Source organism: Alcanivorax sp. (genome assembly GCF_019431375.1).
Lineage (GTDB): Bacteria > Pseudomonadota > Gammaproteobacteria > Pseudomonadales > Alcanivoracaceae > Alcanivorax > Alcanivorax jadensis_A.
In genome coordinates this window covers 3008421-3021060 of the sequence record NZ_CP080267.1, presented here as the reverse complement: position 1 = coordinate 3021060, position 12640 = coordinate 3008421, and the positions used below count along the sequence as shown (strand labels likewise).

The 12640-nt window shown below is 59.4% G+C and carries 13 protein-coding genes; 4 read left to right on the top strand and 9 right to left on the bottom strand.

The genetic code is table 11. From position 1 onward, the window contains the following. Window positions 1–22 precede the first annotated feature (22 nt). The 8 genes from KZ772_RS14155 to KZ772_RS14120 form a co-directional block, all read right to left on the bottom strand. Window positions 23–736 (bottom strand): DUF4397 domain-containing protein, encoded by a 714-nt coding sequence (locus tag KZ772_RS14155; RefSeq protein WP_290537169.1) that lies wholly within the window; start codon window positions 734–736, stop codon window positions 23–25. Window positions 737–845: 109 nt separating this feature from the next. Further along, window positions 846–1592, bottom strand: coding sequence for a DUF4397 domain-containing protein (locus KZ772_RS14150; protein WP_290537168.1), 747 nt, complete (start codon window positions 1590–1592; stop codon window positions 846–848). Then, window positions 1589–2713: an AI-2E family transporter gene (locus tag KZ772_RS14145; protein WP_290539487.1), complete on the bottom strand. Its 1125-nt coding sequence runs from the start codon at window positions 2711–2713 to the stop codon at window positions 1589–1591. The genes KZ772_RS14150 and KZ772_RS14145 overlap by 4 nt, the downstream gene beginning before the upstream one ends. A 24-nt stretch (window positions 2714–2737) precedes the next feature. Beyond that, entirely contained in the window at window positions 2738–3718 is a 981-nt protein-coding gene (locus KZ772_RS14140; protein WP_290537167.1) for a calcium/sodium antiporter, read from the bottom strand. Between the two features lie 232 nt (window positions 3719–3950). Then, window positions 3951–7019 (bottom strand): efflux RND transporter permease subunit, encoded by a 3069-nt coding sequence (locus KZ772_RS14135; RefSeq protein ID WP_290537166.1) that lies wholly within the window; start codon window positions 7017–7019, stop codon window positions 3951–3953. Next, window positions 7019–8092: an efflux RND transporter periplasmic adaptor subunit gene (locus KZ772_RS14130; protein ID WP_290537165.1), complete on the bottom strand. Its 1074-nt coding sequence runs from the start codon at window positions 8090–8092 to the stop codon at window positions 7019–7021. The genes KZ772_RS14135 and KZ772_RS14130 overlap by 1 nt, the downstream gene beginning before the upstream one ends. Before the next feature lie 313 nt (window positions 8093–8405). Beyond that, a complete protein-coding gene (locus KZ772_RS14125) occupies window positions 8406–9140 on the bottom strand; it encodes a glutathione peroxidase (RefSeq protein WP_290537164.1) in 735 nt (244 codons plus the stop codon). 115 nt (window positions 9141–9255) lie between these two features. Then, entirely contained in the window at window positions 9256–9702 is a 447-nt protein-coding gene (locus tag KZ772_RS14120; RefSeq protein ID WP_290537163.1) for a DNA starvation/stationary phase protection protein, read from the bottom strand. A gap of 261 nt (window positions 9703–9963) precedes the next feature. On the opposite strand from KZ772_RS14120, the gene KZ772_RS14115 reads away from it, so the two are divergent. The 4 genes from KZ772_RS14115 (at window position 9964) to KZ772_RS14100 (ending at window position 11953) form a co-directional block, all read left to right on the top strand. After that, window positions 9964–10623, top strand: coding sequence for a hemolysin III family protein (locus tag KZ772_RS14115; RefSeq protein WP_290537162.1), 660 nt, complete (start codon window positions 9964–9966; stop codon window positions 10621–10623). A gap of 159 nt (window positions 10624–10782) precedes the next feature. After that, complete coding sequence (locus KZ772_RS14110; RefSeq protein WP_290537161.1) at window positions 10783–11094, top strand: metalloregulator ArsR/SmtB family transcription factor; 312 nt, start codon at window positions 10783–10785, stop codon at window positions 11092–11094. Further along, window positions 11091–11531 carry a YeeE/YedE family protein gene (locus KZ772_RS14105; protein WP_290537160.1) on the top strand — a complete coding sequence of 147 codons (441 nt, stop codon included), beginning with the start codon at window positions 11091–11093 and terminating at the stop codon, window positions 11529–11531. The genes KZ772_RS14110 and KZ772_RS14105 overlap by 4 nt, the downstream gene beginning before the upstream one ends. After that, window positions 11528–11953, top strand: coding sequence for a DUF6691 family protein (locus KZ772_RS14100; RefSeq protein ID WP_290537159.1), 426 nt, complete (start codon window positions 11528–11530; stop codon window positions 11951–11953). Before KZ772_RS14105 ends, KZ772_RS14100 begins: the two co-directional genes overlap by 4 nt. A 166-nt stretch (window positions 11954–12119) precedes the next feature. Here the strand turns inward: KZ772_RS14100 and KZ772_RS14095 are convergent, their stop codons facing one another. Further along, window positions 12120–12596 carry a glutathione peroxidase gene (locus KZ772_RS14095; RefSeq protein WP_290537158.1) on the bottom strand — a complete coding sequence of 159 codons (477 nt, stop codon included), beginning with the start codon at window positions 12594–12596 and terminating at the stop codon, window positions 12120–12122. Window positions 12597–12640 lie beyond the last annotated feature (44 nt).

Genomic DNA, 12640 nt, shown 5'->3' with positions numbered 1-12640 from the left:
TCCTACACAAACACAGCCCGGATCAGGACCCTTCTACCTGCTGGCAGAACATGGCCATGTCCGGGTCGGCAAATCCCTTGTGGGTAATGATGGCGTCATAGGTCTTGCCCGCCTGAACCGCACAGGAGACTGTAGCCAGGAGGCTGTCATCAGCGGCATCCCTGACTTCAATTTCCATTCGGCTGCTGCCGTCAGGCACATCCGAGAAATAACCTGTGGCTTTGCCGTAATCCAGATCCGCAGCGCTGCCAATGGAAAAGCTGGTGCCCGCCTCGCCATACATGGCGTGTATAAAGCGCACACCGACCTGAGAGGAAGTTATCGTTGGAAGCTGTTGACGGAAGGATGCCAGCTGCAATTCGCCACCGACCACATCTCCCATGAAAACCAGGGTGTAATTGTCGCCGGATTTCAAACTCGCACTATCGGCATGAAAATCGCTGCCATTTCTACGCACAGAAAACTCGACAGTCTCCGTGCCGGCATCCAGCTTCAGATTCATGCCATCTTGCTCGTCAGTGGAATAGCCCACATCTTCAAACAGAGGATCGGAGGATTTGTTGGTGACCACATCCACACGAATGCTGGACGCATCCGGGGTAGTGAAGTCCGTCAACTGGTTATGGAAATACAGGCTGGCAGGGGGACGCAGCAAATCTTCCACGTCATCGTCATCCCCTCCGCAACCCGACAACACCACCACACCGGCCATGGCCAGCAAGCCCAGCGTTTTCATTGTTTTCTCCCGAATAGATTACCGACGCCATGATTATCATGGCCAGTGGTGTTTTTTTGGTAATAGTTGGCAGTTTGGAGGGGCTCGGAAGGGGGGAAGCGCCAGCCGCTCAGTTGAACGGCTGGCAGTACAGGGCAATTTGATCATCGTCGCTGTCGAAACGACGGTAGGCAATGATGGCATCGTAGCTGCGGCCGCTGCTGACGCTGCAGCTTACCTGGTCGATCTCCAGGCCCTGGGTTTCGTTATTGACCGTCACCTCCAGGGTGCCACTGGCATTGACCGACACATAGCTGCTGCCTTCGGCATACTCCAGACCGGATACCAGCGACTGGCCGGCCGCGCCCGGCGTGACAACGCTGAGTTCATCGCCGGAGAGGCGCGACAGAGTATTGATGAAACGCACCCGGATCTGGCCGCTGGTCACGGTCATTTGCTGGTGCCGGTAGGTGCGCAATTGACGGTTGTCCAGGGTAGTGTCGCCCATCAGCACCACGGTATAGCGATCACCCGCTGTAAGGGTGCGATTCAGCGGGCCGTTGACCAGGGTGCTGCCGGAATTGCTGCCACGGGCATCGAAAGAGAGCGACTCACTGTCGTCATCCAGCTCAATGGATTCGGCGCTGACATTGCCTGTAATCGTGTAGCCCACATCGTCCTGCACCGGCGTGTTCTGGTTATCCACGAACAGATCCACGGTGACGTCATCTTCGCTGCCGCCACCCAGCTGGGTCAGCTGGTTGTGAAAATAGATTCTGGCGTTGTCAGAAAACAGGCCATTATCATCCTCCTCATCACAGCCAAAGGTGGACAGGCCAGCCACGGACGCCGCCAGAACCAGACGCAGGAAAATCATGATGCCTCACTCCCGGGCGGCTCCTCGCTGCTGTCCTGCTGCTCCAGCAGGGCGGCGGGGCTCTCACCCTCATTGAACTCGCGTATGAAAATACCCCAGAAGGCCACAAACAGGGCGGCCAGCAGAGGCCCCAGCGCGAAACCGGTGATGCCGAACATGGCCAGGCCACCGAGGGTGGAAAACAGCACCACATAGTCCGGCAACTTGGTATCCCGGCCCACCAGGATCGGGCGCAGGATATTGTCCACCAGGCCGATGACGAAAATGCCAAACAGGACCAGGATCGTGGCATTCACTATATCACCAACCGCATACAGGTAGAGTGAAACCGGTAGCCAGATCAGGCCCGCCCCCACTGCCGGAATCAGCGACAGCACTGCCATCACCACCCCCCACAGCAAGGCACCAGGGATGCCCAGCCACCAGAAGATCAGCCCACCCAGGGCCCCCTGGGTGGCCGCCACCAGCAGGTTGCCCTTAATGGTGGCCCGGGTCACTTCAGCGAACTTGGCAAACAGCAGCTTCTCACGCTCGTCACCCAACGGCAGGGCACGGATCAGCATGCTGACCATGGCATCGCCATCGCGAATCAGGAAGAACGCCAGATACAGCATCAAGCCCAGATTGAGGAAAAACTGGAAGGTATTCTGGCCTACGGCCAGGGCACGTTTTGCCAGGAACTGACCTGCCCCGGTAAACGCTTCCACGGTCTGCGACTTGACCCGTTCAAGATCAATATCAAAACGCTCGGCGGCGGACTGCAGCCAGGGGAATGCCTGCTTGATGCGATCCACATAGTCGGCCAGATTGAGCTCGCCGCTCTGCACTTTCTGAAACAGGGATACGCCTTCGGTGACGAAGGAGGAGGCCACCACCAGCACCGGAATCACCACCAGCACGACACACAATACAAGGGTGCACAGGGACACCAGATTACGGCGATGAGGCCATTTGCCAAGCAACCGTTTCTGGAACGGATAGAAAATCACGCCTATGGCGCAGGCCCAGAAGATCGGTGCGAAGAAGGGTTTCAACAGCAGCGCAAACGCCACGCTGACAGCCACCAGCGTGAACAGAAACGTGCCACGCTCCAGCTTTACCGATATATCCGTATCCTGCATCGCCACTACGTCCCTCTTTACACTTTAACGGGCAGCCATGATCACGCCGCCGCCCAGGAAACTCATATAAGACACGAACACCACCAGCAATACGATACCGTTGCCGCGGGTGATCTGGCCCTTGCGGCCCCATAATCCGAAGCCCATGACGAACAGGGCCAGAGTCAGCACCATCATCAGGCTCCAGTCACGCTGCAATACCAGCGTTTCCACGCTCATGGGCTTAATGGCGCCAGCAATACCCACCACGGCCAGGGTATTGAACAGATTCGAGCCTAGCACGTTACCAAAAGCGATATCGTGTTCGCCCTTGCGTACCGCAGCGATGCTGGATGCCAACTCCGGCAGGGACGTGCCGATTGCCACGATGGTCAAACCGATAATCAGATCACTGACCCCCAGTGACTGGGCAATGTCCACCGCGCCCCACACCAGCAGGCGAGAGCTTGCCACCAGCAGGGCCAGACCCACCACCAGCCAGAACAGGGACGTCTTCAACGGCAGCGGATGCTCGGCCAGATCGGTTTCCACTTCCCCGGCCAGCACATCGCCCTTGCCAGTCATGGCAGCATAGATGGACCACCCCATCAGCAGCGCCAGGATGGCAATCAGCACCCAGGCATCCGCCCGGGAGATATTGCCATCCAGCAGCTGGTAGCCAGCCACCAACGTTACCAGCGTCAGCACCGGCAGTTCTTTCTTGAGAACCGCTGAATTCAGTGCGATGGGGCTGATCACTGCGACCACCCCGAGAATCAGGGCAATATTGGAAATATTGGAGCCATAGGCATTGCCCAGTGCCAGCGAGGGGTTGCCATCCAGAGCCGCCATGGCAGATACCACCATCTCCGGTGCGGAGGTACCAAAACCGACGATCAACATGCCGATCAGCAGCGGCGGCATACCCGCATGGGCCGCCGTACCGGCCGCCCCTTCCACAAACTTGTCAGCACTCCATACCAGCACGATCAGGCCAGCGATCACGGCGGCAATAGCCAGCAACATGGGGACTCCTTGGGGTAGTGAATCGTTTCAGGCGGGCATTGTGGCAGAGAGATGGGTGGCTGGCACCTGTCATTGAGTTGCTAGCGTTGAGCTACTAGCTGCTAGACGCGAAATTGCACGGCGCCACCCGGAAAGGATGAGCGCCGCGCCTTAACGACAGACCCGGTCCTTTCTAGCTTCTAGCTTCTAGCTTCTAGCTTCTAGCTCGTAGCTCGTAGCTCGTAGCTCGTAGCTAAACATGCTCCTCCTTCCCCGGCTTGATGCCATAGGCCAGCGTATAAAGCACCGGCACCACAATCAGGGTCAGGATGGTGGCGAAGCCCAGGCCGAACATGATCACCACGGCCATGGATTCGAAGAAGGCGTCGAACAACAGCGGGATCATGCCGAGAATAGTGGTCACCGCCGCCATGCACACCGGTCGTACCCGGGAAACGGAAGCGCTCATCACCGCCTCGAAGGGCGCCAGGGTTTCCATCTCCAGTTTTATCTGCTCCACCAGCACGATGCCGTTCTTCACCAGCATGCCTGACAGGCTGAGAAAGCCCAGTAACGCCATGAATCCGAAGGGCGCATTCAGCAGCAACAGGCCCAGGGTCACACCGATGATCGCCAGCGGCACCGTGGCCCAGATCACCAGCGGCTGACGCAGGGAGTCGAACAACAGCATGGTGATGATGAACATGAACAGATAGCCCATGGGCAGGCTGCCGAATACTGCCGTCTGCGCATCTTTCGATGCCTTGTACTCGCCACCCCATTCCAGGGAATAGCCTGGCGGCAATGCCAGCTCGGCAATGGCCGGACGAATCCGGCGCAGCACCTGGTCGGCAGTTTCATCGCCGAGCACATCCGGTTCCGCCTGGACGGTCAAGGTGCGCTTGCGGTCGCGGCGCAGGATCAGCGCGTTCTCCCATTCGGTGCGGAAGTCGGACACCACCTGGGTAATGGGAATGTAGGTGGCATAAACCGGCGACCATACCTGCACATCGTTCAGGTTGTCGGCACTGAGGCGCTCCTCTTCCGGGGGCCGGGCGACGATAGGCAACAGCTGGCTACCATCCCGATACAAGCCAACGGTACGGCCGCTGAAATTCAGTGCCAGGGTATTATCCAGATCTTCCCGGCTGATCCCGGCACGGCGGGCCTGGGCCTCCTGGAACTGGGGACGGATCACTTTTTCCTGCTGACGCCAGTCATGGCGAATGCTTTCCAGACCGCCATCGGCGCGCATGATCGCCTGGGCTTTCAGGCCCAGCTCGCGCAGGGTCTGCGGGTCCGGGCCGCTGAAGCGGGCCTCGATGGACGCCGGCGGGCTGGGGCCGATCATCAGCCGTTTCACTTTGGCAAAGGCCTGCAGATGCTCTTCACCGATCAGTTGCCGGGTGGCGGACAGGGCCGCATCAATCTGCTCGCGCTCGCTCACCTGAACAATCAGCTGGGCATAGCTGGGATAACTTTTCTCCGGGTTGTAGGGCAGCATGAAGCGCTCGGCCCCGCGACCGATGGTGCTGGTCACCCCGGTGACTTCCTCCATTTCCAGCAGCGATGCTTCCAGGCGCTCCACCGCTTCGCGGGTGGCACGGATATCACTACCCTGGGGCAGCCAGTAATCCACCAGGAACATGGGCGTATTGGAGGGCGGAAAGAAGGCCTGCTTGACCGCCCCGAAGCCCACCACCGCCATCACCAGCAGGATGCCCATGCCGGACAGGGTGAGTACCCGGTGGTGAATGGCCCGGTCCAGCAGACGCCGATAGATCACGAAGATCTTTCCTCTGTAGGGATCTTCGGCCTCACCATCCGCACCGCCCACATCCTTGTCAGAGAAGAACAGGTCGGCAAAGAACGGCACCAACGTCACCGCGGTAATCCAGCTGAGCAGCAGGGAAATCAGCAGCACCCAGAACAGGGTATTGGTGTATTCCCCGGTGGCATCTTCGGACAGGCCGATGGGCGCAAACGCCATGATGGCAATCACCGTAGCGCCGAGTAGCGGCCAGATAGTCTGGCGGACAATATCCACCGCCGCTTCCAGTTTCGACATGCCCCGCTTCATGCCCACCAGGATGCCCTCGGTGACCACGATGGCGTTATCCACCAGCATCCCCAGGGCGATGATCAGCGCCCCCAGGGAAATCCGTTGCAGATCAATGGCCAGCACCTTCATGACGATAAAGGTGCCGAGAATGGTCAGCAGCAGTACGCCGCCCATGAGCAGGCCGGAACGCACCCCCATGAACACCAGCAACACGGCGATGACGATGGCAATGGCCTCACCCAGATTGAGCAGGAAAGCACCCACCGAGCTATCTACTTCCTGGGGCTGGTTGTACACCGTGGCCAGTTCCATGCCCGCCGGGCGCTGGTATTCCAGCTCCGCCAGACGCTGCTCCACCCGCGCGCCCACTTCCACCACATTGACTCCCTTGGAGAAGGAAATTCCCAGGGTCAGGGCCGCGTCACCATTAAAGCGATAAAGGTGGTCCGGTACTTCCGCGTAGCCCCGTTCAATGGTGGCCACATCACGCAGGTAGACCAGCTCATCGGCGCCCGGGTCGGAAATCAGCAGATCGCCCATGTCCTGCACTGTGGGGAATTCGCCGGTGGGGTAGATACGGATGTACTCGTCACCCACTCTGACCTTGCCCGCCGGATTCACCGTATTCTGGGTCTGCAACAGGGAGAAGATCCGTTCCGGGCTGATGCCAAGGGACGCCAGCCGGGTGCGAGAAATCTCCACCAGCACCTGCTCCTGACGCTGGCCGCCCACCACGACTTTGCCCACGCCTTTCACCAGCACCAGCTCCCGGGTCAGGTAGTCGGCGTAATCCTGCATTTCCTGATAGCGGTAACCGTCTCCGGTAATCGCCAGCAGAATGCCGTACACATCACCGAAATCATCCATCACCTGGATGGTGCCGACCCCGGGTGGCAACTGCGGCTGCAGGTCGGTGAGCTTGTGGCGCAACTCGTCCCAGATCTGCTTGAGTTGACTGGCCCGGTAGGTGGGCTTCATCTCCACCTGCACCTGGGACAGGCCGTTGCTGGAAATGGAGGTGACATAATCCACGTAGGGCAGATTCTGGATCGCCATTTCCACCGGCAGGGTCACTTCCTCCTCCACCTGGCGGGGCGACGCACCCGGGTAGCTGGTAATCACCATGGCGGTCTTGATGGTGAACTCCGGATCTTCCAGCTGACCCAGCCGGGTAAAGCTGACAATCCCGCCCACCAGCAGAATCAGGGTAAACAGCCAGCTCACCACCCGGTGGCGAATGCTGTATGCGGCGATATTCATTACAGCCCCCGCTCTTTCACCAGCTCACGGACCGTCTGCCCCTCTTCCAGATGGTGGACCCCGGCGCTGACCACCCGGTCCCCAGCGTCCAGGCCGTCGAGAATTTCCACCCCTTCACCGACCACCTGGCCCAGCGTCACCGGCACCGCCGTCACCGTGCCAACTTGATCCTGCGGCTGATAGCGCCAGACAAAGGCGCCTTCCTTGCCGTCCTGCTTGAACACTGCCTCCACCGGTACCTGTAGCTGCTCGGTGGTGGCCTTGCGGATCTGGCTCAGGTCGATGGCCACATCCACGCTCATCCCCGGCAGTACCAGCAGTCCTTCCGGGTTAGCCATGGTCAGGGTGATGTTGTAGGTCTGGGTGCGGGCATCGGCGCTGGCTTCGTGCTCCTTGTAGCTGGCTTTGAAAGTCCGGTTAGGGGCCCCTTCAAAACGCACCGTGGGCTGGTAGTCTTCACCACCTTCACGCAGGTTGGTAAAGAAACGCTCTGAGACGGCGAACTCGATATCGATGTTGTCATCGCCCTGCAAATAAAGGATCGGTTCCTTGGCCTGCACAAACTGGTAGTTCTCCACCTCGGTGCGTGCCACGGTACCTTCATAGGGCGCCTTCAAGCGGGTGTATTCCACATTGTCCCGGGCCTGGCTCAGGGCCGCCCGGGCCTGCCGCCGACGGGCCTGCAGTTCATCGAACTGGGCTTCGGATATCACCCCGCGCTCACGCAGGCTGATACCCCGCTGATACTGGCTCTCGGCAAGATCGTACTGGGCCTGACGATCCGCCAGCTGATTATTGAAATCCGCCGGATCCAGGGCCGCCAGCAGCTGCCCCTTCTTCACCTGTTCACCGGCACGCACCGGCAGCTTCACCAGTTGCCCGGACACCCGGAAGGCCAGTTGCGACCCTTCCGTGGCCACCACTCGCCCCGGATAGTGACGCAGCTGCCCGGCTCCATCGCCATTCACCGTGTACAGTTTCACCGGCTGCGGCAACGGCGCCTCCGCCGGCGGCTCATCGCCGCATCCCGCCATCGCCAGAGACAGGCCAACCAGTGCCCAGAAACGTGCCATGCGTGCTCTCCCAATGTCATGGTACTTATCAGTACCAATTATCACATACCTTGCCGAATGTTGGTGGACCCAATTCATGACCTTAACGAATTCTGACCTGAAATAACTGTGGAGTCTTTGTGTAGGGTGCACTGAGCCCAGGGCGAACTGCCCCTCGTCTTGCAAAGCCGCGGGGGTTCAGCAACCAAAAAAAGGGCCGACAGACGTCGACCCAAGGGGGGAATAAGGTGCACAGCGGGAAGGTCCACCCGACCTGCCATGCGGTGACGGTGAGCGCGTCACGGGGTTACTCTTTACGATGCCTCAGGCCTGATCAGGCCTTGAGCCAGGCCTCCAGCTCGTCGGCGCCGCCAATGCGTTCGCCTTCGATGTACACCTGAGGCGTGGTGCCGGCACCGGTTACCGCTGCCAGGGAGCTGTAGCTCAGACCCCGGCTGCCCAGTTCGATTTCTTCAAAGGCGTAGCCGTTATCGGCCAGGGCCTTCTTGGCACGGGCGCAGTGCGGACAGCCTGGCTTGGTGAAAACGGTGACCCGCTTGGGCAGGGCCGCCTCGCCATTGATGTAGTTGAGCATGGTGTCCGCATCGGAAACCTCGAACGGGTCACCGGGCTTTTCCGGCTCGATGAACATGCGCTCAATCACGCCATCTTTCACCAGCATGGAATAGCGCCAGCTACGTGGCCCAAAACCGAGATCCTGCTTGTCCACCAGCATGCCCATCTTGTCGGTGAACTCACCGTTACCATCCGGAATGAAACGGATATTGCCGGCAGACTGGTCTCCGGCCCAGGCGTTCATCACAAAGCCGTCGTTAACAGACAGGCAGACAATGTCATCCACACCGTTGGCTTTCAGCACCGGCGCCAGTTCGTTGTAGCGGGGCAGGTGAGTGGAGGAGCAAGTCGGGGTGAAGGCGCCCGGCAGGGCGAACACCACCACGGTTTTTCCCTTGAACAAGTCATCGGTGGTCACGTCCTGCCATTCATTCCCTTCACGGGTTCGGAAGGTGACCTGGGGGACTCGTTGCCCTTCGCGGTTTTCCAACATGCTTAGACTCCTGGTGCAATTTAGAGGGTGCTTCATTTGATTTGAAACCAATGATAGCCACCCTCTATCCATACTAAAAACGGATTACTTCTATCCTTCTGATTGATCCTACCTATCAATCCAGATGGGCGGACAGCATCCAGGCGGCTTTCTCGTGAATCTCGATGCGATCACTGGCCACCGTGGAGGACCCTTCATCCTCGTGCTCACCGGCCAGCTTCAGCACCCGGTTGGCCTGCTCGGCCACGGTGCGGTGGTCCTCGGTCAGCTCCCGAATCATGTCACTGGCGGACGGATCGCCCACCGCATCCCTCACCATGGACAACTTGGAAAATTCCGCATAGCTGCCCGGCGCTTTCCAGCCCAGTGCACGGATGCGCTCGGCAATGGTGTCCACTGCCAGAGCCAGATCGGTGTACTGCTGCTCGAACAAAAGGTGCAGGCTGTGAAACATGGGGCCGGTCACGTTCCAGTGGTACTTGTGGGTTTTCAGGTAGAGGGTATAGCTCTCGGCCAGTAACTTGCTCAACTGCTCGGCAACCTGCTTGTTGTGCTCAATCATTGCGTGGCTCCTTGCTGTTCAAATGTGGCGAAAAACTTGTTCCCGCTGTTCCTTTACATGGCCTTGTGAACAGGAACTTCAACCCTGTTGCGCCATGCGTCAGGATCAACATAACGTCACACCCGATCCATCGACAGAAAATTGATTTCATTACATCGATAGAAAACACTGATGTTCATATCTGTCCGAATTGGCGCTTTACAGGCGCCGCAGACGCTCGGCATGATGCAGTCTCCTCTCACCGGAAAGAAGATGCCGTCAATGTCCGCAACCCCACAGCCGGAAACGGATTACTCTATTCTGGAAGAATGGTTGAATGGCTTGACGCACGGCATCGGCGCAGCGTTGAGTGTCGCCGGCACCGTGATACTGATCGTTGCCGCCAGCCTGCAGGGCGATCCCTGGAAAATAGTCGGCTTCAGTATTTTCGGTGCCAGCCTGATTCTGCTCTACAGTGCCAGTGCCCTGTACCACAGCCTGCGCAACCCGAAATGGCGTGCGGTGTTCAAGATGCTCGATCACTGCGCCATCTATGGGTTGATCGCCGGCACCTACACGCCCTTCCTGCTGGTGAATCTGCGCGGCCAGACTGGCTGGATCCTGTTTGCCGTGATCTGGACACTGGCGCTCATCGGCATTGGCCTGAAGGCCATGTACGGGCACCGTTTCAAACTGATGCGGGTGGGCATTTACCTGGCCATGGGCTGGCTGATCCTGTTTGCCTCCGGGGAACTGACCACCAAATTGAACGCGGTGGGCTTCTGGCTGATCCTGGCCGGCGGCATCACTTACACCGCTGGTGTTATCTTTTACCTGGCGGACCGTTTCATTCCCTTTAACCATGCTATCTGGCACCTGTTCGTGATGGGTGGCAGCATCTGCCACTTCTTCGCCGTCTACTACGGTGTGCTGCCGGTATAACCCCTTGCGGGCCGGGCTCCCGTCGGAAAGCCAGCACGGAAAGTCCCACCAGATCCCAACGGAGGGTTCAGCGGCGAGATACCGGTGACGCATTCACGCCCTTGCAAAACCCCACTTAATCATTATATATTTTATTTAAATATATTTTATGGAAGAGCCATGCAAACCCTGGATATGGATGCCCTGCGCGACAACGCCACTGAAGCCAGTCAGCTACTCAAGGCGCTGTCGCACCCGGACCGGCTGCTGCTGCTCTGCCAGCTCACCAACGGCGAGCGCAGCGTCAGCGAGCTGGAGGAGTTGGTTGGCGTTTACCAACCCTCTCTATCCCAGCAGCTCGGCGTGCTGCGCCGGGAGGGGCTGGTGGCCAGCCGCCGGGACGGCAAGCTGATGCACTATTCCATTGCTGACCCCAAGGCTTTGGCCGTGCTGGAAACCTTGTACACCCTTTTTTGTGGAGAGCCCCAATGACCATCGACTGGAATGCCTTTACCCCCTGGTCGGCCCTGGCCGGTGGCGCCCTGATTGGGCTTGCCGCCGCTCTCTTTATTCACGCCAACGGCCGCATTGCCGGCATCAGCGGCATCGTCGGCGGGCTGCTGCGCCCCTCCCCCGGTGACCGGGGCTGGCGACTGGCCTTTGTGCTGGGCATGGTTGCCGCCCCGCTGGTATGGGGACTGGCCACCACCCTGCCGCCGCTGATCATCGCCGCGGACTGGCCCCTGCTGATTGTGGCCGGGCTGGTTGTCGGCATCAGCACCCGCTACGGCGCCGGCTGCACCAGCGGTCACGGCGTGTGCGGCATCTCGCGGCTGTCGCCACGCTCGCTGGTCGCTACCCTGGCATTCATGGGCAGCGGTTTTGTCACCGTCTTTGTGGTTCGCCATCTACTGGGAGGTGCAGTATGAACCGCTCGCTTTTGAGTGCCTTTATCGTCGGCTTGGTTTTTGGGGTCGGTTTGTTGCTGGCCGGCATGGCCAACCCGGCCAAGGTACTGGCCTTTCTGGATCTGGCCGGCGACTGGGACCCGTCACTGGCGCTAGTGATGGTAGGCGCCATCGCGGTGGCATCGGTGGGCTTTGCCCTGACCCGGGGTCGCAGTCTGGCCTGGAGTGGTGACCCCATTCAGATTCCCGGCAACCGCAAACTGGACCGACGCCTGGTACTGGGCTCCCTGGGCTTCGGGGTGGGCTGGGGACTGGCGGGCTTTTGTCCGGGCCCGGCGCTGGTGGCACTGGGCACCGGCAGCCTCAAGGCGGTGATTTTCGTCGCCGCCATGGTAGCGGGCATGGCCGCCTTTGAATGGCTGGAAAAGCGCAAGGGCGTGTAAAAGCAGCTACAAGCTACAAGCCTCAAGCTACAAGGCGCGCCAATGGCCCTCAAGTTCTGAAAGGCCATGCCCGCGCCCGATCCTAAAATCGCGGGCTGCAAGTTTGCCGCATATCCCGACCTTTACCGCGTTGCAGCTTGAAGCTTGTAGCTTGCAGCTCGTCTTTTCACAGCAGGGCTTCGATATCCTTGCGGATCGCTTCCGGCTTGTCGGTGGGCGCGTAGCGCTTGATGACCTTGCCATCCCGGTTGACCAGGAACTTGGTGAAGTTCCATTTGATCGCCTTGCTGCCCAGCACACCAGTAGCCTCGTTTTTCAGGTACGCGTACAGCGGATGGGTGTTGTCACCGTTCACGTCGATCTTGTCGAACATGGTGAAGCTGACCCCGTAGTTCTTCTCGCAGAAGGCGCCAATCTCGTCTGCCGCGCCGGGCTCCTGCTTGCCGAACTGGTTGCAGGGGAAGCCGAGAATCTCCAGGCCCTTTTCCTGCAGGTCTTCATAAAGCGCTTCCAGGCCCTTGTACTGGGGCGTGAAGCCGCACTTGCTGGCAGTGTTCACAATCAGCAGCACCTTGCCCTTGAAGTCGGCCAGGTTCTTGTCTTCACCACTGAGGGTGGTGGCGGTGTAATCGTAAATCCCCATTATCTCTCCCGTAACCAAGCAAACGCCCAAAGGCGCGGTGTCGT